The organism is Anoxybacillus gonensis (genome assembly GCF_001187595.1).
GTDB classification, from domain to species: domain Bacteria; phylum Bacillota; class Bacilli; order Bacillales; family Anoxybacillaceae; genus Anoxybacillus; species Anoxybacillus gonensis.
In genome coordinates this window covers 981,892-1,002,870 of the sequence record NZ_CP012152.1, presented here as the reverse complement: position 1 = coordinate 1,002,870, position 20,979 = coordinate 981,892, and the positions used below count along the sequence as shown (strand labels likewise).

At 46.5% G+C, this 20,979-nt stretch carries 21 protein-coding genes and 1 other annotated feature; all 21 genes read right to left on the bottom strand.

The features are described from left to right. Positions 1–4: 4 nt before the first annotated feature. The 21 genes from pyrE to sigG all read right to left on the bottom strand — a co-directional run bounded on the left by pyrE (position 5) and on the right by sigG (position 20,937). Positions 5–619: an orotate phosphoribosyltransferase gene (gene pyrE, locus AFK25_RS05355; RefSeq protein ID WP_026011809.1), complete on the bottom strand. Its 615-nt coding sequence runs from the start codon at positions 617–619 to the stop codon at positions 5–7. Continuing rightward, positions 619–1,332 (bottom strand): orotidine-5'-phosphate decarboxylase, encoded by a 714-nt coding sequence (gene pyrF / locus AFK25_RS05350; protein ID WP_009373565.1) that lies wholly within the window; start codon positions 1,330–1,332, stop codon positions 619–621. Before pyrF ends, pyrE begins: the two co-directional genes overlap by 1 nt. Further along, entirely contained in the window at positions 1,304–2,242 is a 939-nt protein-coding gene (locus tag AFK25_RS05345) for a dihydroorotate dehydrogenase (RefSeq protein WP_009373564.1), read from the bottom strand. Before AFK25_RS05345 ends, pyrF begins: the two co-directional genes overlap by 29 nt. Continuing rightward, positions 2,239–3,003 carry a dihydroorotate dehydrogenase electron transfer subunit gene (locus AFK25_RS05340; protein ID WP_009373563.1) on the bottom strand — a complete coding sequence of 255 codons (765 nt, stop codon included), beginning with the start codon at positions 3,001–3,003 and terminating at the stop codon, positions 2,239–2,241. Before AFK25_RS05340 ends, AFK25_RS05345 begins: the two co-directional genes overlap by 4 nt. Then, positions 3,000–6,191: a carbamoyl-phosphate synthase large subunit gene (gene carB, locus AFK25_RS05335; protein WP_035065935.1), complete on the bottom strand. Its 3,192-nt coding sequence runs from the start codon at positions 6,189–6,191 to the stop codon at positions 3,000–3,002. The genes AFK25_RS05340 and carB overlap by 4 nt, the downstream gene beginning before the upstream one ends. Further along, positions 6,184–7,278, bottom strand: coding sequence for a carbamoyl phosphate synthase small subunit (locus tag AFK25_RS05330; RefSeq protein ID WP_035065938.1), 1,095 nt, complete (start codon positions 7,276–7,278; stop codon positions 6,184–6,186). Before AFK25_RS05330 ends, carB begins: the two co-directional genes overlap by 8 nt. Beyond that, on the bottom strand, positions 7,278–8,561 hold the full coding sequence (locus AFK25_RS05325) for a dihydroorotase (RefSeq protein WP_035065941.1): 1,284 nt from the start codon (positions 8,559–8,561) through the stop codon (positions 7,278–7,280). Before AFK25_RS05325 ends, AFK25_RS05330 begins: the two co-directional genes overlap by 1 nt. Next, on the bottom strand, positions 8,527–9,453 hold the full coding sequence (locus AFK25_RS05320; protein WP_009373559.1) for an aspartate carbamoyltransferase catalytic subunit: 927 nt from the start codon (positions 9,451–9,453) through the stop codon (positions 8,527–8,529). Before AFK25_RS05320 ends, AFK25_RS05325 begins: the two co-directional genes overlap by 35 nt. Before the next feature lie 142 nt (positions 9,454–9,595). Next, positions 9,596–10,888, bottom strand: a complete 1,293-nt coding sequence (locus AFK25_RS05315; protein ID WP_009373558.1) for a solute carrier family 23 protein — start codon at positions 10,886–10,888, stop codon at positions 9,596–9,598. 120 nt (positions 10,889–11,008) lie between these two features. Then, the gene (gene pyrR / locus AFK25_RS05310; protein ID WP_021094892.1) at positions 11,009–11,545 is read right to left on the bottom strand and encodes a bifunctional pyr operon transcriptional regulator/uracil phosphoribosyltransferase PyrR; all 537 of its coding nucleotides are present in this window, start codon (positions 11,543–11,545) and stop codon (positions 11,009–11,011) included. A gap of 153 nt (positions 11,546–11,698) precedes the next feature. Further along, entirely contained in the window at positions 11,699–12,610 is a 912-nt protein-coding gene (locus AFK25_RS05305; protein ID WP_019418359.1) for an RluA family pseudouridine synthase, read from the bottom strand. Next, entirely contained in the window at positions 12,585–13,073 is a 489-nt protein-coding gene (gene lspA / locus AFK25_RS05300) for a signal peptidase II (RefSeq protein WP_009373555.1), read from the bottom strand. The genes AFK25_RS05305 and lspA overlap by 26 nt, the downstream gene beginning before the upstream one ends. 75 nt (positions 13,074–13,148) lie before the next feature. Continuing rightward, positions 13,149–15,902 carry an isoleucine--tRNA ligase gene (ileS, locus tag AFK25_RS05295; RefSeq protein WP_009373554.1) on the bottom strand — a complete coding sequence of 918 codons (2,754 nt, stop codon included), beginning with the start codon at positions 15,900–15,902 and terminating at the stop codon, positions 13,149–13,151. Positions 15,903–15,951: 49 nt separating this feature from the next. Continuing rightward, positions 15,952–16,167, bottom strand: a binding site (T-box leader). Between the two features lie 44 nt (positions 16,168–16,211). Then, on the bottom strand, positions 16,212–16,715 hold the full coding sequence (locus tag AFK25_RS05290) for a DivIVA domain-containing protein (RefSeq protein ID WP_035065946.1): 504 nt from the start codon (positions 16,713–16,715) through the stop codon (positions 16,212–16,214). 63 nt (positions 16,716–16,778) lie between these two features. Beyond that, entirely contained in the window at positions 16,779–17,552 is a 774-nt protein-coding gene (locus AFK25_RS05285) for a YlmH family RNA-binding protein (protein ID WP_009373552.1), read from the bottom strand. Continuing rightward, on the bottom strand, positions 17,552–17,824 hold the full coding sequence (locus AFK25_RS05280; protein ID WP_026011805.1) for a YggT family protein: 273 nt from the start codon (positions 17,822–17,824) through the stop codon (positions 17,552–17,554). Before AFK25_RS05280 ends, AFK25_RS05285 begins: the two co-directional genes overlap by 1 nt. 2 nt (positions 17,825–17,826) lie before the next feature. Beyond that, a complete protein-coding gene (locus tag AFK25_RS05275; RefSeq protein ID WP_009373550.1) occupies positions 17,827–18,249 on the bottom strand; it encodes a cell division protein SepF in 423 nt (140 codons plus the stop codon). 1 nt (position 18,250) lies between these two features. Beyond that, on the bottom strand, positions 18,251–18,934 hold the full coding sequence (locus AFK25_RS05270; protein WP_009373549.1) for a YggS family pyridoxal phosphate-dependent enzyme: 684 nt from the start codon (positions 18,932–18,934) through the stop codon (positions 18,251–18,253). A 4-nt stretch (positions 18,935–18,938) separates the two neighbouring features. Continuing rightward, positions 18,939–19,742 (bottom strand): peptidoglycan editing factor PgeF, encoded by an 804-nt coding sequence (pgeF, locus tag AFK25_RS05265; protein ID WP_035065961.1) that lies wholly within the window; start codon positions 19,740–19,742, stop codon positions 18,939–18,941. Positions 19,743–19,811: 69 nt separating this feature from the next. Continuing rightward, positions 19,812–20,054: a YlmC/YmxH family sporulation protein gene (locus AFK25_RS05260; RefSeq protein ID WP_009373547.1), complete on the bottom strand. Its 243-nt coding sequence runs from the start codon at positions 20,052–20,054 to the stop codon at positions 19,812–19,814. Positions 20,055–20,157: 103 nt separating this feature from the next. Beyond that, positions 20,158–20,937: an RNA polymerase sporulation sigma factor SigG gene (gene sigG / locus AFK25_RS05255; RefSeq protein ID WP_009373546.1), complete on the bottom strand. Its 780-nt coding sequence runs from the start codon at positions 20,935–20,937 to the stop codon at positions 20,158–20,160. Positions 20,938–20,979 lie beyond the last annotated feature (42 nt).

The following is a 20,979-nucleotide window of genomic DNA, read 5'->3' as shown; positions in this document are numbered from 1 at the left end:
ATTGTTATGCTTCTAGCTGTTCACGCCAATGGTGCAACGTTGTTTGCTCCTCTTTGGTGATGATGCCAAGTTCTTTCGCTGTTTCCATGAGCGTATCGTAGTCGGTAACGGTATAGTATGGGACTTGTTCTTGTTGAAATGCTCGTTTTCCTTTTTCTAATCCGTATGTAAAGATCGCAACGACACCAAGCACGTTGCATCCTGCTTCACGCAAAGCGCGCACCGCATGCAATGAGCTGCCGCCTGTTGAAATTAAATCTTCGACGACGACGACGTGTTGCCCCTGTTCTACTTTCCCTTCAATTTGCTTTCCTTTTCCGTGTCCTTTCGCTTGACTGCGAACGTAGCACATCGGCATATTCAACCGCTCGCTCACCCATGCGGCATGGGGAATGCCTGCCGTCGCTGTGCCAGCGATGACTTCTACATGCGGAAAATGCGTGCGAATGAGTGATGTCATCTCGTCGGCAATGGCTTGTCTAACCGCGGGATACGCTAACGTCAAGCGATTATCGCAATAAATGGGCGATTGTATGCCTGAAGACCACGTAAACGGTTCATTTGGACGCAACGATACTGCGCCAATGGAAAGAAGTTGTTTTGCGATTTCTTTTTTCATCATTGTCCACCATCCCATTCCCGTTTTAGACGCTCATATGCTGCATATGGATCACTTGCTTTTGTGATGCTTCGTCCGATGACGATATAATTTGTTCCGAGCTGTTTTGCCTCATACGGTGTGACGACGCGCACTTGATCGTCTGTTTTGTCGCCCGCAAAGCGAATGCCTGGCGTGACGGTGATAAACGATGTGCCGAACGATGCGCGAAGAAGCGGCACTTCTTGGGCGGAACAAACAACACCGTCAAGTCCGCTACGGTAAGCGAGAGATGCGTAATGAACGACCGTTTCTTTCATCGGGCGATCGATCAGCAATTCATTGCAGAGAACTTGCTCGCTTGTGCTCGTCAGCTGCGTAACGGCAATGCAACGTGGACGGCTCATCCCGTGTGGTGTTCCTTCTTCTAATCCTTCGATCGCCGCGCGCATCATTGCACTTCCTCCTGAAGCATGAACGTTTACTAAATCAACGCCTAGTTTTGCTAACCCTTTCATCGCTTTCTTCACTGTATGTGGAATATCATGAAGCTTTAAATCTAAAAAAATATGATGGCCTTTCTGTTTCAGTTCGTCAATTATTGCTGGACCTTCTTGAAAATATAGCTCCATGCCGACTTTTAAAAAGAGCGACGTATGAGAAAATGGTTGTAAAAACGTTCGCACTTCTTCTTTTGATGCAAAATCAAGTGCTACAATAAACGGTTTGTCCATTGTTCCATCCCCTTCCCGTACATTGTGAAATATGATCGATACGAAGTTCATCTAAAACATTCGGTAAGTCGCGAATAATGTTTGGACAAACGTACGGGTCGATGAAATTCGCTGTACCGATCGCGACCGCACTCGCACCGGCATAAAAAAATTCGATGACATCTTCCGCGCTTTCAATCCCGCCCATGCCGATAATCGGAAGCGATACCGCTTGACTCACTTCATAAATCATTCGAATCGCAATCGGCTTAATCGCTGGACCAGATAACCCACCTGTTCGGTTCGCTAAAATTGGCTTCGCTGTTTTCACATCAATGCGCATGCCTAATAACGTATTAATCATCGTCAATCCGTCCGCCCCTGCTTGTTCAACCGCTTTCGCCATCGCAACGATGTTTGTGACATTCGGTGATAGTTTCACATAAACAGGCACGTCCGACACTTCTTTGACCGCCCGCGTCAGCTCCGCAGCGACTTCTGGAACCGTTCCGAATGCGATGCCGCCCTTTTTCACGTTCGGGCATGAAATGTTCAACTCGAGCGCATGAACGTTTGGCGCTTTCGAAATGCGCCGAGCCACTTCTACATATTCTTCTACGGTCGAACCAGCCACGTTGGCGATAATCGGCACGTCATATTGCGCTAACCATGGCAATTCTTCAGCGAGCACCACATCGACACCTGGATTTTGCAATCCGATCGCATTTAACATGCCGCTTGGCGTTTCCGCTACGCGCGGCGTCGGATTGCCGAAGCGCGCGTCAAGCGTCGTCGCTTTAATCATGATCGCCCCAAGCACGCTTAAATCGTAAAATTTCGCGTATTCTCGTCCAAATCCGAAACAGCCGGAGGCAGGCATAATCGGATTTTTTAATGAAAGTCCTGGCAACTCCACGGCTAATCGATTCATAACACGACCTCCCCCGCCCGAAATACCGGACCGTCGCTACATACTTTTTTATATGCCGTTTCGCTATGCGGCACGCGACATACGCATGCAAAACAAGCCCCGACACCGCATCCCATCCGTTCTTCGAGCGACAAATATACGTCTTGATGTGGAAACTCGTTTGCGAGCGCCCGTAACATCGGCTTCGGTCCACATGCGTATAACACATCAAACGAAAGGCGATAGTGATGAATGACGTCGGTGACAAATCCTTTCATGCCGTACGAGCCGTCTACGGTCGCAACGTACGTCTCGCCAAACGATGCGAATCGCTCCTCGTAAAATGCGACATCTTTCGTTTGAAAGCCGAGCACAATCGTCACAAATACTCCTTTTTTCACGAGTTGTTTCGCTAATTCATATAACGGTGGCACACCGATGCCCCCACCGACAAGAAGCGCGCGTTGTCCGCTTGACAGCGCAGAAATCGGGAAACCGTTTCCGAGCGGACCGAGCACATCGACCGTGTCTCCGGGCAATTTTTGCGAAAGGAGCGTCGTTCCTGCCCCTTCCGCGCGGTAAATAATCGTACATTCATTCGCTTCTAGATTCATGTCGCAAAGGCTGAGCGGACGTCTGAGCAGCGGTCCGCTGTTTGCCACCTTCATGTGCACAAACTGTCCTGGTGTACGCATGCGCTGAACGAGCGAACCTGCGAGCGTCAACTCATAAATGCCTTTGGCGATTTGGCGGTTAGAGATGATCGTCATATTCTCCTTCATACGCCCACCTTCTTTTCTGTCATCGCCATTGTCGAAAACGTCATCGCTTCTAAGACGAGAAGCATCGCTTTCGCTGTATCGAGCGACGTTAAACACGGAATGCCGTTTTCGACTGCTTCGCGACGAATGCGGAAGCCGTCGCTTTCCGTTTCTTTTCCTTTTGTTAATGTATTAATGACGACTTGCGCTTTGCCTTGACGAATCACATCAAGAATGTTTGGTGAACCGGTATGAATTTTATTGACGACAGTGACCGGAATGTTTGCTTCCCGTAACGTTTGTGCTGTACCGTTTGTCGCAAGCAACTGGTAACCGATATGGTAAAACCGGCGGGCGATGTCGATCGCTTCTTCTTTATCTTTGTCGGCGATCGTCAACAACACGGCACCGTGTGGACGAATGTGAATGCCTGAAGCGACAAGTCCTTTATAAAGCGCCTTCGCAAACGTTTCATCTTTTCCGATGACTTCACCTGTCGATTTCATTTCTGGTCCGAGCGAAATATCGACGTTGCGCAACTTCGCAAACGAAAAGACAGGAGCTTTCACATATACACCGTCGCTTTCTTCTTTTAATCCGGTGTTGTAGCCAAGCGCTTGCAACGTTTCTCCTAAAATGACTTTTGTCGCTATATTCGCCATTGGCACGTTCGTAATTTTACTTAAAAATGGAACGGTTCGGCTCGAACGCGGATTCACTTCTAGTACGTACACCTCGCCGTCATATAATACAAACTGAATGTTCAACAGTCCGACGATGCGCAACCCTTTCGCGAGCGCAATTGTATAATCGACAATTTTTTGTTGAATATCTTTTGATAACGTTTGTGGCGGATATACGGCAATCGAATCGCCAGAATGGACGCCAGCGCGCTCAATATGTTCCATAATGCCTGGGATCAACACGTCTTCCCCGTCCGAAATCGCATCGACTTCGATTTCTTTTCCGATTAAATAACGGTCGATGAGTACCGGATGTTGCGGATTTACTTTGACCGCATGTTCCATATAATGAAGCAATTCCTCTTCCTTATACACGATTTCCATCGCCCGACCGCCAAGCACGTACGATGGTCGAACGAGAACAGGGTAACCGATTTCGTTCGCAATATGGACCGCTTCTTGTACGGAACATGCTGTTTTTCCTTTCGGTTGCGGAATGCCGAGTTGCGCAAGCGTCCGTTCAAATTTGTCGCGGTTTTCCGCACGATCTAAATCTTCAAGCGATGTGCCGAGAATGCGCACGCCGCGTGCCGCTAATTCCGCCGCTAAGTTGATGGCCGTTTGTCCACCGAATTGGACGATGACGCCAATCGGCTGTTCTAAGTCGATGACGTGCATCACATCTTCAATCGTTAACGGTTCAAAGTACAACTTATCGGAAATGCTAAAGTCGGTTGAAACGGTTTCTGGATTGTTGTTAATAATGATTGCTTCATATCCCGCTTCTTTAATCGCCCATACACAATGAACGGTCGCGTAGTCAAACTCAATTCCTTGCCCGATACGAATCGGACCAGAGCCGAGGACGACGACACTTTCACGGGCGGTCACGATCGATTCGTTTTCTTCTTCGTACGTGCTGTAATAATATGGTGTTTCGGATTCAAATTCCGCTGCGCACGTATCGACCATTTTATATACAGGTGTGATTTGGGCGCGCTTACGCATCTCATATACGTCGCGTTCAGTCATATGCCAAAAGTTAGCGATCGCCACATCAGAAAAGCCCATTTCTTTTGCTTGTTGAAGAACAGTCATATCGCCAACATGGTCACGTAAAACCGTTTCGAAGGCGACGATACGGGCGATTTTCGTTAAAAAGAACGGGTCGATTTGGCTCCATGCATGTACTTGTTGGACCGTTACGCCGCGGCGAAACGCTTCGGCGATGTAAAATAGACGCTCATCGCCCGCTTTTCGAATACGCTTTTGCAGCAAGGCGTCGTCGACTTGTTCTTTTAACTCGAGATGATAGACGCTCGTTTCGAGCGAGCGGACCGCTTTTAATAGCGACTCCTCAAACGTGCGCCCGATCGCCATCACTTCCCCTGTCGCTTTCATTTGCGTACCGAGATGGCGGTTCGCTGATTCGAATTTATCGAACGGAAAGCGCGGAATTTTTGTAACGACGTAATCGAGCGTTGGCTCAAAGCAAGCGTACGTTTTTCCTGTGACCGGATTCATCATTTCATCCAGCGTTAAGCCAACCGCAATTTTTGCTGCTAGTTTGGCAATCGGATACCCCGTCGCTTTAGATGCAAGCGCCGATGAGCGACTGACGCGCGGGTTTACTTCAATGACGTAATATTGAAAACTGTGCGGATCAAGAGCGAGCTGGACGTTGCATCCCCCTTCGATACCGAGCGCGCGAATAATGCGAAGCGAGGCGTTTCGCAACAGTTGATATTCGCGATCGCTTAACGTTTGGCTCGGAGCGACGACGATGGAATCGCCCGTATGAATGCCGACAGGATCAATATTTTCCATATTGCAAACGACGATCGCGTTGTTTTTTGCATCGCGCATGACTTCGTACTCAATTTCTTTATAGCCTGCGATACTTTTTTCTAATAAACATTGATGAACCGGACTCATTTTTAAACCGCTAGAAACGATGTCGACAAGCTCTTCTTCGTTCGTACAAATGCCCCCACCTGTTCCACCGAGCGTAAATGCTGGGCGGACGATGACCGGATAACCAATTTGTTCAACGAACGCATACGCTTCTTGTAAACTATGAACGATGGCGCTTTCCGGCACCGGCTCGCCAAGTTCGTTCATGAGCGCGCGAAATTGTTCGCGGTCTTCTGCTTTTTCAATCGCTTCTAATTTCGTGCCGAGAATTTCAACGCCACATTCCTCAAGCACTCCTGCTTTCGCTAATTCGACCGCTAAATTTAGCCCCGTTTGCCCGCCAAGCGTCGGCAAAATCGCATCCGGACGCTCTTTCCGAATGACGCGCGAGACAAATTCAAGCGTTAACGGCTCCATATACACTTTGTCAGCAATTTCTGTATCGGTCATAATCGTTGCTGGATTGGAGTTGACGAGAATGACTTTATATCCTTCTTCTTTTAATGCCAAACATGCTTGCGTCCCTGCGTAATCAAACTCTGCTGCCTGACCGATGACGATCGGTCCTGAACCGATGACAAGAATCGTTTCAATATCTTGGCGTTTAGGCATGAACGACCCCTCTTTCTTTTTTAAACTGTTCAATCATCGCAATAAAATCATCAAATAAATCGTTTGCATCTTCTGGTCCCGGTGACGCTTCTGGGTGGTATTGCACTGTAAATGCCGGAACGTCGCGATGGCGAAGCCCTTCAATCGTTCCGTCGTTTAAAGCGATATGTGTCACTTGTAACCGCGTGCGTGAAAGCGACTGCTCCGTGACGGTGTAGCCATGGTTTTGTGAAGTAATGGCGACTTTTCCTGTTTCGATATGTTGAACCGGATGATTCGAGCCGCGATGACCGAACTTCATTTTTTCCGTATTCGCCCCGCAAGCAAGTGCAAACAGTTGATGACCGAGGCAAATTCCAAAAAGTGGAGTGTGACCGAGTATGCCTTGAATCATATGAATCGCCTCTGGTACATCTTTCGGATCCCCCGGTCCGTTCGATAACATGACTCCATCCGGATGCAGCTGCAACACTTCTTCTGCCGTTGCATTGTATGGCAGCACGATGACGTCACAATGACGTTTATTTAACTCGCGCAAAATGCCGTGCTTCATGCCAAAGTCGATTAAAACGACGCGATGACCGCGCCCCGGACTAGCGTACGCACTTTTTGTCGATACGCGCTTCACTTGATCGCGTATAAGCTCTGTTTCTTTTAAATACGCGATCGCCTCTGTCACCGAAACGTCCATGTCGCAAATCATCCCTTTTAACGTGCCGTGTTGACGAATGATGCGCGTCAGCTTGCGCGTATCTACTCCTGCTAATCCGGGAATGTTTTTCATACGTAAATATTCGTCAATCGTCATTTCACTTCGCCAATTGGACGGAGATAGGCACGCTTCTTTCACAACAAACCCGAACACGTGCGGTTCGATCGATTCGAAATCGTCGCGGTTTACGCCGTAGTTGCCGATCAACGGATATGTCATCGTTACAATTTGTCCGCAATACGACGGATCAGTTAAAATTTCTTGATATCCTGTCATCCCTGTGTTAAAAACGACTTCACCAACTGCTTGCCTTTTACTTCCGAACGCTTCTCCAACAAAACGTGTACCATCTTCTAAAATGAGTTGTCGTTTCATCACTCTCTCCCTTTCTGCCAAACAATGTTTCCGTCGACGACTGTCATCGTCGGCCATCCTTTACACGTCCAGCCTGCAAATGGCGTGTTTTTTCCTTTCGAAACAAACGTAGCCGGATCAATCACTTGTGTTGTATGTAAATCGATGACAACGAAATCTGCTTTTGCGCCAACTTTTAATTGTCCGCCATCGAGACGAAACGTCTCGGCTGGTTTTTTCGACAACCAATCGATGAGCTGTTTTAACGTACATACTCCTTTTTCAACAAAATGTGTATATAAAAGCGGGAAGGCCGTTTCTAATCCGACAATTCCAAATGGGGCAAGCACCATCCCTTCACTTTTTTCTTCTTCCGTATGCGGTGCATGGTCAGTAGCAATGAAATCAATCGTTCCATCAAGCAATCCTTCGATTAACGCTTGTTGATCTTCTTTCGTTCGCAACGGCGGATTCATTTTAAAATTCGCATCGAGCGAAGGAATATGTTCCTCACAAAGCAACAAATGGTGCGGCGTTACTTCAGCGGTAACGCGAATGCCTGCCCGCTTCGCCTCGCGCACGATGCGTACCGACTGTTTCGTACTGATATGGCAAACGTGATAATGACAGCCCGTTGCCTCCGCCAATAACACATCGCGCGCAATATGTACAGCTTCGCAAACGGAAGGAATGCCAGAAAGCCCATGTCGTTTCGCAAATGCCCCATCGTGCACGCACCCTTTATACGTCAACGTTTCATCTTCGCAATGCGCAACGATCGGCATATTAAGAGCGGCGGCTTGTTGCATCGCTTCATACATCATGCGTGCGCTTTGTACGCCAACGCCATCGTCTGTAAACGCAAATGCCCCTGCTTCTTTTAATGCGGCAAAATCGACAAGCTGTTTTCCGGCTTGGCGTACAGTAATCGCCGCATACGGCAAAACGCGCACGTGCGCTGTTTCGCGAATGCGATGGACGAGCCATTCCATTTGTTGTTTCGTATCTGGAACAGGTTTTGTATTTGGCATCGCTGCAATCGTTGTAAATCCGCCTTTTGCCGCAGCGAGCGTACCTGTCGCAATCGTTTCTTTATGTTCTCCCCCCGGTTCGCGCAAATGAACGTGGACGTCAATAAACCCCGGAGCGACAAACTGTCCGTTTACGTCAATCACTTCATCACAATCGTCCTCATCCATATGAGAAGCGATATGAGTAATACGACCTTCATCGATTTTTATATCAGCCGAGATGAACTCGCCTTGTTCGTTAAGCAAGCGCGCACGTTTGAATATGGTAGCCATTTTGTGTCCCTCCTTTTTGTAATGCACGTTTCAATACAGCCATGCGCACGTATACGCCGTTTTCCATTTGTTTAAAAATGCGAGACCGTTCGCATTCAACGAGTTCGCTTGCGATTTCTACATCGCGATTCACAGGGGCTGGATGTAAAATGATGCTCGTTTTCTTCATTTGTTTTTCTCGTTCGATCGTTAAGCCATATTGCTCGTGATATTGCTCTTTTGTCCAACCCATTTTTTCGTCATGGCGCTCGTGTTGAATGCGAAGAAGCATCACAACATCCGCCTCTTTTACTGCCGTATCAAGATCGACGTATGTGCCATAACCGTTTTCTGTATCTTGCCATTCCGGCGGGCTGCAAAATAAGACGTTTGCACCTAGCCTTGTTAATATTTCAGCATTAGAACGCGCCACTCGGCTATGACGAATGTCACCAACGATCGCCACATCAAGCCCAATAAATGTGCCAAATTGTTGACGAATCGTCATTAAGTCGAGCAACGATTGCGTCGGATGATGACCGCACCCATCGCCTGCGTTAATGATCGAAATGTCAATCGCATGACGGAGCGGTTCAAAATAATGATCGGATGGGTGGCGAATGACAACGGCTTCCACGCCGATTGCTTGCAACGTCCGAATCGTATCATACAACGTTTCTCCTTTTTGGACGCTCGACATATCTGCATCAAACGGAATGACTTCAAGCCCGAGTTTTCGTTCCGCCATCTCAAAGCTGCAACGCGTCCGCGTGCTCGGCTCAAAAAATAAGTTGGCGACAAACGTTTGTTTATTCACTTTCCACGTTTCCCCGTTCGCAAATCGTTCCGCTTCATGCAAAATGGCAAGCACATCATCAACCGATAACTCTGCTAACGTTAGTAAATGGTTCATGCAACATTCCTCCTTTTTAGTAAAAAACACCTTGCCAAGCGAGGCAAGGTGTTTGAAAACATGAGGAAAGAGACCGTTTGGGCAAACGGATTTCCTCATTCACACCTTTGTAAGCCTCGCTGGACTTCTTTTAAAAGGTGTGTTATGCAACATCGTGTGTTTGTTCAAATACGCTATCATTCACTTTCGGACGACCCGGCAAGATGAGATTTAAGATAATGCCTGTTATAGCGGCAAGCGCCATGCCGTGCACTTCAAATTGTTCCGATACTTTCACGACCGCATCGCCAATTCCAATGACGAGAATGACGGATGAGATCACTAAGTTTCGCTTGTCGCCAAAGTCGATGTTGCTGTCGACAAGCATGCGTAAACCAGAAGAGGCGATAATGCCGAACAGTAAGATCGATACGCCACCCATGACTGGTGTCGGAATCGAACTAATGAGCGCCGTCACTTTTCCTAAAAATCCGAAGGCGATGGCGAGCACAGCTGCACCAGCTAACACATATACGCTATATACGCGCGTAATCGCTAATACACCGATGTTTTCTCCGTATGTCGTCTTTGGTGGACCACCGATGAGAGCTGAAATCATCGTCGCTAATCCGTCACCGAGAATCGAGCGGTGTAACCCCGGCTCTTTAATGTAGTCGCGGCCGACAACTTTACTTAACACTAGCTGATGACCGATATGTTCAGATAACGTGACGATGGCGACAGGGACCATTAATAGCACAATATCGAGCGTCACGCGCACATCGTAATGAACGAACGGCAATAAGAAATCTGGCATTTCAATCCATTTTGCTTTCGCAACCCCGGATAAATCTACCACACCAATGGCTAACGCGTATACGTAACCGACGATAATTCCCATGAGTACAGGCACGAGGCTAAACATTCCTCTTGATAAAATCGAAAACATAATTGTTGCGGCAAGCGTGACAACAGCAACAGAAAAGTGCGTTAAACTATATTTTCCATCTGGACCGTTCATCGCCATGCTGACAGCGACGTTTGCTAATCCTAATCCGATGACGATAATGACCGGACCGACGACGATCGGCGGAAGTAAATTCATAATCCAACGATAACCTGCTTTTTTAATCGCTAAAGCGACGATGCCGTATACAAGCCCTGCTAAAAAGCTACCGATCATCGCTGCTCCTGGTCCGCCTGTTGCTTTTGCTGCAATAATTGGCGTAATGAACGCAAACGATGAACCGAGGTAAGCAGGCACTTGCCATTTTGTAACGATTAAAAAGGCGATTGTGCCAAGTCCGCTTGAAATGAGCGCCATCGCTGGACTTAATCCGACTAAGTATGGCACTAAAATCGTGGCACCAAACATCGCAAATAAATGTTGTAAACTAAGTGTCATGAGCTGTCCAAAAGAAGGGACATCTTTCACATCTAAAACCGGTTTGTTCATTTTCTCTCTCCCTTTCTACATTTAATAAAAAACCCTCTTTGTCCGTACGAAGGCACAAAGAGGGTATAGGAAACGAATCCCCTTTGTCAGCCTCGCTGGACTGCCTTTAAAAAGGGTGCTTTATTCATGTATGCTCACTTGATCGATGTCATCCACTTCTTTTAATTCGACGACGATCATTTCTGCGCTAGATGTCGGAATGTTTTTGCCGACGAAATCGGCGCGAATCGGTAGTTCGCGATGACCGCGGTCAACGAGAACGGCTAGTTGAATTTGCGCCGGGCGACCGAGATCCATGACGGCATCCATCGCTGCGCGCACCGTTCGTCCTGTAAATAACACATCATCGACTAAAATGACTTTTTGATTTGTAACGGAAAACGGGACGTCCGTTCCTTTCACAAGCGGTTCACGGTCTTCTGTTTTTACCGTTAAATCGTCACGGTATAACGTAATATCTAACTCACCGACCGGAATGGACGTTCCTTCAATTTGTTCAATGCGTTCGGCTAATCGTTTCGCTAAGTAAATGCCGCGCGTTTTAATGCCGACGAGCACGCAGCCATCAATGCCTTTATTGCGCTCAATAATTTCGTGAGCAATGCGCGTTAACGCGCGTCGAATCGCTTGTTCATCAAGGACAACTGCCTTTTGCATCGTCTCACCTCCATACAAAAAACCCTCTCACCGTTTGGCGAGAGGGTACATGTAGGCATACGTCACCTAAATCCGACACCTTCTCAGCCTCACGGGACTGAATTTAAAGGTCTTGTTCACTTGAACTCATTTTACGTTTCTTTTTTTGTTTTGTCAACGATTATTTCGCAACATATCGAGCAATCGTTCAAATTCATGAGGAAGCGGGGCTTCAAACTGCAAATATTCGCCTGTCCGCGGGTGATGGAATCCTAATACGCCCGCATGAAGCGCTTGTCCGTCAATCGGCAACGTTTTGCGCGGACCGTATTTCGGATCTCCGGCAAGCGGGTAGCCGATATATTTCATATGAACGCGAATTTGATGCGTTCGCCCTGTTTCGAGCTGACATTCGACGTACGTATAATGTTCAAACCGTTCAAGGACGCGAAAATGCGTCACCGCTTCTTTCCCGTTTTCAACAACCGCCATGCTTTGTCGGTCGCGCGGGTCGCGTCCGATTGGCGCATCAATCGTCCCGTAATCGTGCGGAATGACGCCATGAACGATCGCATGATATTTCCGCGTCACTGTTTTATTAACAAGCTGATTGACGAGCGATTCGTGGGCGAGATCGTTTTTAGCAACCATTAATAAGCCGGACGTATCTTTATCGATGCGATGAACGATGCCCGGACGCAATACGCCGTTAATTCCTGAAAGATCTTGACAATGAGCAAGTAACGCATTGACGAGCGTTCCGCGCATATGACCTGGCGCTGGATGAACGACCATGCCACGCGGCTTGTTGACGACTAATACATCAGCATCTTCGTAATAAATGTCGAGCGGAATCGACTCAGGCTCGACATCTAACGGCTCAGGGTTTGGAATGGAAATGACGACTTCATCATCGACGTGGCATTTGTAGTTCGGCTTTACCGCTTTCCCGTTGACGAGCACGTGTCCTTCTTTTAGCCATTGTTGCACTTGGGAACGCGACCATTGTTCATTTAAGCCAGCGATAATTTTATCAATGCGTTCCCCATCATGTTGTTCTTCAATCGTTAGTTGAATTTGCTCCATCGCTCATTCCCTTTCGTTTTTTTTCTTCCATCCATGTTTGGATAAACAAAAGCGTCACACCAACCGTTAATGCGGCATCGGCGACGTTAAAAATCGGAAAGCTGTAATCGAAAATATACGTATGTACAAAATCGACGACTTCTTTTCGAAACACGCGATCAATAAAGTTGCCGATCGCCCCGCCAAGCATAAGCCCTAGAGAGATCCCAAATAACCGCTCTGTCGGCTTCAAGCGCTGAATATATACGATAATCCCAATGACGACGACAATCGTAATGAGATAAAATAACCAAAATTGCCCTTGCAACATGCCCCATGCCGCTCCGCGATTGCGATGAGACGTAATGTACAACACGTTTTCGATGACACGAATGCTTTCACCTAATTCCATATAGCGAACGACGAGCCATTTCGTCCATTGATCGATGATAATGACGACAAAAGCAAGCAAATAATATAACATCATACCCCTCCAAAGCGAAATTCTTTTTCATTTTATCATAAACAATCCCCCCTTAAAAGAGAGGGGGGATGTCGGTTATTGCTTGACAATTGCCGCACAACGTGGACATAGCTCTGGGTGGTTGGCATCTTCGCCGACCGTTGGTGTCACAACCCAGCAACGCGCACACGTTTTTCCTTCTGCTTGTTTGACGACGATCGCTGTTTTTGTAAATGTTTGCGCCTCGCTTGGTGCGTCCGCAAACGTTCCACCGATCGAAAATGCTGAAACGATTAATAGTTGTTTCATATCTTCTTCAATCGAATCGATGAGCGCTTTCGTTTCGTCTGTCGGATATAAAATGACGTGCGCAGTGAGCGACTTACCGATTAGTTTTTCATTGCGCGCCACTTCTAACGCTTTTAACACTTCGTCGCGCAACTCCATAAATGCATCCCATTTTTTAACGATGCGATCTTCATCATCCATACGCACCGCTTCTGGCATATCGACAAGTTGCACACTTTCTTCTTTTACGTGCGGAATGTATGACCATACTTCATCTGCTGTATGCGGTAAAATTGGCGCAACAAGTTTCGTTAACGCAACAAGCGTTTCGTACAACACCGTTTGAATGGAGCGACGCTCATGGCTATTTGCCGCTTCAATGTACAATACGTCTTTCGAGAAGTCGAAGTAAAACGCGCTTAAATCAACGGTACAGAAGTTGTTCACTTCATGGTAAATGGTCGCAAACTCATACGTTTCATACGCTTGTTTTACTTTTTCAATTAAACGATTCAGTTTAATGAGCATATAGCGATCGACTTCGCGCAATTCATTGATCGCCACGCGTTCTGCCGGATTGAAATCGAATAAGTTACCGAGCATAAAGCGGAACGTATTGCGAATTTTTCGATACACTTCGGCGACTTGTTTTAAAATGTTATCAGAAATGCGCACGTCTGCTTGATAATCGACAGAAGCAACCCAAAGGCGCAAAATGTCCGCACCGAGCTGTTCCATCACTTTTGCCGGCACGACGACGTTGCCGAGCGATTTGCTCATTTTCCGTCCTTCGCCATCTAATACGAATCCGTGGCTTAAAACGCCTTTATACGGCGCTTTTCCCGTCACGGCAACCGCTGTAGAAAGCGATGAGTTAAACCAACCGCGATATTGGTCGGAACCTTCTAAGTAAAGGTCGGCTGGACGTTGTAAATCCGCGCGTTCTTCCAATACCGCTTGATGAGAAGAACCGGAGTCAAACCATACGTCCATAATGTCCGTTTCTTTCGTAAAGCGTCCGTTCGGGCTACCTGGATGCGTAAACCCTTCTGGAAGTAAATCTTTTGCTTCACGTTCAAACCAAACGTTAGAACCGTATTGGCGGAATAAGTTCGATACATGTTCAATCGTTTCGTCTGTAATAATTGGCTCGCCATTTTCCGCATAAAAGACAGGGATCGGCACACCCCATGCGCGTTGGCGGGAAATGCACCAGTCACCGCGATCGCGAATCATGTTGTGAATGCGAATTTCACCCCATGCTGGCACCCATTTCGTTTCTTCAACCGCTTGCAACAGTTGCTCGCGAATTTTATCGATGGATGCAAACCATTGCGCAGTCGCTCGGAAAATCGTTGGTTGCTTCGTCCGCCAATCGTGCGGATATGAGTGGGTAATAAACGATAGTTTTAACAGGGCGCCGACTTCTTGTAGTTTTTCCGTAATCGCTTTGTTCGCATCATCGTAAAACATGCCGGCAAACCCTGGCGCTTCTTCTGTCATATAGCCGCGCTCGTCAACTGGACAAAGCACACCTAAGCCGTATTTTTGGCCGACAATAAAGTCGTCTTCCCCGTGTCCTGGGGCCGTATGCACGCAACCTGTTCCAGCGTCCGTTGTGACGTGTTCACCACAAATAACGAGCGAATCGCGGTCGTAAAACGGATGTTTCGCCACGACGTACTCAAGCTCGCTTCCTTTGACTGTTTTTAATACCGTCACATGTTCCCAACCAATTTCTTTTTGCACCGATGAAAGCAACTCGGATGCGACAACATATTTACGACCGTCTGCTTCAACGACGCTATATTGTAGCTCTGGATGAACAGCAATGCCTAAGTTCGCAGGAATCGTCCATGGCGTCGTCGTCCAAATGACGATATGTTCATCACCATTTAGCACCCCTTTTCCGTCTTTGACAGGAAAAGCAACGTAAATAGACGGCGAACGTTTATCTTTATACTCAATTTCTGCTTCAGCAAGCGCGGATTCGCTTGATGGAGACCAATATACCGGTTTTAATCCTTTGTAAATTAACCCTTTTTTCGCCATTTCACCAAACACTTTAATTTGTTGTGCCTCGTATTCTGGCGTTAATGTAATGTAAGGGTTGTCCCAGTCGCCGCGCACGCCAAGTCGTTTAAATTGCTCGCGCTGGCGGTCAATTTGCTCATATGCATATTGCTCACATAATTTTCGAAATTCAGCAACGCTCATTTCTTTGCGATTGACGCCTTTATTTTTCGTAAGCGCCGTTTCGATTGGCAGCCCGTGCGTATCCCACCCTGGCACGTACGGCGCACAGTAGCCGCTCATCGATTTATAACGAACGATGAAATCTTTTAAAATTTTATTGAGCGCATGGCCCATATGAATGTCACCGTTCGCATACGGCGGTCCGTCATGTAGCACAAACAGCGGACGATCTTTCGTGCGCTCTTGCACTTTGCGGTAAATGTCCATCTCTTCCCATTTCGCTTGTATTTCCGGCTCGCGCTGCGGAAGATTGCCACGCATCGGGAAATCAGTTTTTGGCATCAGTAACGTATCTTTGTAATCCATGATGTTTAACCTCCTTTATGTATGAAAATAAAAAAACCTTCTCATGCCCAAAAGGGACGAGAAGGTCTCGCGGTACCACCCTTATTGACTATGTTCCCATAGTCCACTCGACATTCGTAACGGGAATGACGCGCCGTGGCCTACTATTTGTTCAGCACGGAACTCTGGGGTGATTTTCATTCCTTCGCTTATGCCGAGCTTCCACCGCCCTCGACTCGCTGAAATAAGCTGTTGAAAGAACTACTGTCCCCTTCATCGTTTTTCTTATATAACTGTAATCGATATTATAGGCAATAACAACGCCGCTCGTCAAGACTCTGCTATTTCTTGTACCGCTTCATCATCGAGCTTGTAATCTAATAAATGGTCCCAGTCACCGTTGTTTAACATATCAAGCTGTGCTTCAATTAACATTTTAAACCGATTGCGGAACACTTTCGCTTGACGCTTTAATTCTTCGACTTCCATCGCAATTTTCCGCGTTTTTGCAAGCGCTTCGCTAATGATGCGATCCGCGTTTTTCTCCGCTTCTTTAATGATGAGCTTCGCTTCTTTTTGAGCGTTTCGCTTCACTTCTTCCGCTGTTTCTTGCGCGATTAAAATCGATTTATTTAACGTTTCTTCAATATTTGTAAAATAATTGAGCCTTTCTGTCAGCTCCCTTACTTTTTCTTCAAGCTGTTTTTTTTCACGCAAAATCATTTCATAGTCTTTAATGACTTGATCTAAAAACTCGTTTACTTCATCTTCATCATATCCGCGAAAGCCTCGGCTAAATTCTTTATTATGAATGTCTAACGGCGTTAACGGCATGTGGCCCACCTCCATCTTATGTACGTATGTGTTCATTCGACATGTCTCGCGAAAATCCTGCTTTTATTTTGCTTTTTCGACAACGATGCGCCATTTTTCTTTTTTTGTTTGCCCAGCAATCGCTTGTAGTCGGCAACGGCCGTACCCGCGCAGCGACAATAAGTCGCCTTCTCGGCACTCCATATGCGCTTGGTCAACCGTTTTCCAATTGACTTTCGCTAAGCTTTGTTCAATAAGTGCTTGCGCTTTTTGGCGCGATATGCGGAAACATTGCGCTAAAATGGCGTCAAGCCGCAAAGAAGAAACGGTTAACGTCTCTTCCTCCCATTCTTCTTTCACATCAAGAAGTTTGGAAAGCGGTTGTTCTTCTAGTAACACTTTTGCTTTTCCAATCGAAGTCACGTTCATTTTTACAAACGGCGCAATTTCTTTGGCGACGACAAACTGAATGACATCTTCAACGATGACGATGTCGCCAAACTTCTCGCGCTTTACACCGAGCGACAACAAGGCACCAAGCACATCGCGATGCCCAAGCGTCACAAACTTTTTCGGATAGCGAACGGAAAACAACGATAATTGAAAATCATCTTCATTCGGTTGCAAGTACGGCGGGTATAGTAGTGCACGCTTTCGCTCTACAGACGATGAACCGCCAAAAAAAGCAACGTGCACCTCATCGTGATTGCCGACAATCGAGCGGACAATTTGTTGTTCACGCGGAGTTAAAAAATCTGTGAGTTTCGGAGCATATTGTTCCGTCACGAGCCGCTTCCATTCGCAAACGAGATCAATAAAATGATGCTCTTCCTTTCGAAAATGTTGATAAATGTCCATTACAACCCTCGACTGACCATATCTACTAATCCATAAACTCCTGCCGTCGCAAAGCGTAAAACGAGCAAGGCGACGATCGGAGAAATGTCGATCATGCCAATCGGCGGAATAAAGCGGCGAAACGGCTCTAAATACGGCTCACAAATGTTGGCGAAAAACTGTCCCACTTTCGTTTCGCGCGCATTCGGAAACCAAGACATTAAAATGTAAATAATAATCGCATACGAATATACTTCAATGACTGTTGCTAAAAAGTTTGCAATTGTATACAAATTTACCACCTCTTTATCGTCGGTTCATCGTCAGAAACAATAGAAATGGATCCACTGACATCGACATTATCTGGCGTGCATAAAAAAATCGTAGATCCCACTTGTTGAATGTCTCCGCCAATCGCATACACCGTTCCGCTTAAAAAGTCAACGATGCGCCGCGCTTGGTCACGATCGACACGATGAACGTTGACAACAACGGCACGTCGATTTTTTAAATGGTCAGCAATTTCTTGTACTTCGGCATAAGCGCGCGGTTCAAATAAAACGAGCTTGGACGATTTTTGCACACTTTGCAAACTGACGACGTTTTGCTTTTGTTCTACTTTCGGTTGTTGGGCGACTTCTTCTTGCTCATACTCATCTTCTTCCCATTTTTCTTCATCTAAATCAAAAAAATCGCGAATTTTTTTCACAAATCCCATTTTACTCCACCTCCTCTTCACCAACAAGACATGTACCGAGTCGAAGAAACGTTGCTCCTTCTTCTACCGCAATCACATAATCGTTTGACATTCCCATTGACAATTGTGTACAAGGGGCGTGCGGTAGTTGTTTTTCTTGCACGCGTTCTTTTAGCTCACGTAGCGTCCGAAAACAACGACGAATCGTCGCTTCATCATCCGTATACGGCGCCATCGTCATCAACCCGACAACTTGAATACGTGAAAAAGCAGATAATGTTTCAATAAACGGCAATACATCTTCCGGCGCTAACCCGTGTTTCGATTGCTCGCCTGAAACATTCACTTGCACGAAACATTTGATCGTCCGATTGGCTCGCTTGTCGATTTCTTCCGCTAACGACAGACGGTCAAGCGAATGAATGTAATCGACGTCATCAATGATTTGTTTCACTTTTCTCGATTGCAATGTGCCGATGAAATGCCACGTTGCTTCTTTTCCGATCGCTTCGTATTTGTGTAAAAAACCGTCGGCCCGGCTTTCGCCTAAATGAACGATGCCCGCTTCGAGCGCCTCTTTTGCCCGTGCGATGCTTACGTATTTGGTTACTGCCACAATTTGAACATCTGATGCGTTTCGTCCTGTTTTTTCACACGCTTCAGCAATATGTTGTTGAATCGTTTGTAAACGTTGTGTAACAGTCATATGATCACCTCCAGCCAATAAGCGCCATCATTCTTCCTGTTTTTCCGTCATCGCGACGGTGAGAGAAAAATAATGACGGCTCACAGCTCGTGCAATACGATGAAACAGCGATATGCTCGCTCGGAACACCTGCTTGTTGCAGTAGTTGTTTATTCATTTCTTTTAAATCGAGCGCATATTGTCCCTTACTTGTTTCATTATAAAGAGATTGAGGCGAGTTGACTAGCGCCTTTTGGACGAATTCAATGACGCGATCATCGACGACGTAACAACAACGGCCGATCGATGGGCCGATGACAACGTGAATATCGCGCGCATCTACCCCTTCTTCGTTCCATCGCTTAACCATTTCGCCTGCAATGTTGTGAACGGTTCCTTTCCAACCGGCGTGTGCTACCCCAATCCATTTTTTATTTGGCGCAAAAAAGTAAAGCGGAACACAATCCGCAAAACAAAGCGCCAACATGATTCCTTGCTCGTTCGTATACAGCCCGTCTGTATGCGGCAAAGCGGTGTCGTACGTGCGCACACCTTTTCCCGCATGCTCGTTCGTCACTTTTTCTATATGCACGCCATGCACTTGGTCGGCACATACCCAACGATCGAGCGAAACGTTCAGTTCGTCGGCTACTTTTTTTCGATTGTGATACACAACAGTTTGATCATCTTGCACGTGCATGCCGACGTTTAACGTCGCAAACGGTCCGGTGCTCACTCCCCCTCGCTTTGTTGTAAAGGCGACGACGACATGTTCCCATTGATCAAATAAAAGCAATGATTCGCTCGCTTGGCGAAATATATCATTCATGATTCGACATCCTTTGTACAATTTTATCACTTTTTTTCCTATTTTATCACAGCTTGCCGAAAACGTGAATTATTCCTCGCCATCTAATCGAACGAGAATCACATCAGCGCCCACTTTCACAATATCGCGCCACGGAATGATGATTTCATCCGCCCGTCCAAATAAACCGAGCACTTTTCCCGTACCGATAATAATGATTGCTTCAATTTGACCGGTCGTTAAGTTAATATCGATGTCTCCAATATTTCCGAGCCGCTTGCCGTTTGCGACATTGACGACATCTTTTTGTTGTAATTCAGAAATTTTCACCATGTTTCTCCGCTCCTTTTTCATTTTATGTACTTATATGTATGCATGAGCGAGTTGTTGTAGTCACGACATAAAAAGCCCCCACCGTTTTTGGTGGAGGCGTCGTTTACCATTGAATGTTTTTATTCATTTGTTTAATGGCGGCTTTTTCTAAACGGGATACTTGCGCTTGGGAAATGCCGATTTCTTCAGCCACTTCCATTTGCGTTTTTCCTTGGAAAAATCGTTTGCGAATAATCATTTTTTCGCGCTCGTTTAAACGGCGAAGCCCTTCTTTCAACGCAATTTCTTCAATCCAATTTGTATCGCGATTTTTCTCATCGCTTAGCTGATCCATCACATAAATCGGATCGCCACCGTCGTTATAAATCGGTTCAAAAAGCGAAACAGGATCTTGAATCGCATCTAACGCAAATACAATGTCCTCATGCGGCACGTCTAATATTTTCGCAATTTCTTCTGCCGTCGGTTCTTTTGCTGTTTCGCTCATGATTTTTTCTCGCACTTGAAGCGCTTTATACGCAATGTCGCGCAGCGAGCGGGACACGCGAATCGGATTATTGTCACGTAAATATCGGCGAATTTCACCGATAATCATCGGCACGGCATACGTGGAAAATTTCACGTTTTGGCTTAAATCAAAGTTATCAATTGATTTCATAAGTCCGATACAGCCTACTTGAAACAAATCGTCGACATATTCACCACGATTGTTAAATCGTTGAATGACGCTTAATACAAGCCGTAAATTCCCATTAATGAGCTTTTCGCGTGCCGATATGTCACCGGCTTGCATTTGCCGAAATAATTCACGCATTTCTTCGTTTTTCAGCACGGGAAGTTTCGATGTATCAACGCCGCAAATTTCAACTTTGTTTCTTGTCATGTCTTTCCCTCCTTGCAGGAGATGCTGTCAGCTTTCAGTATC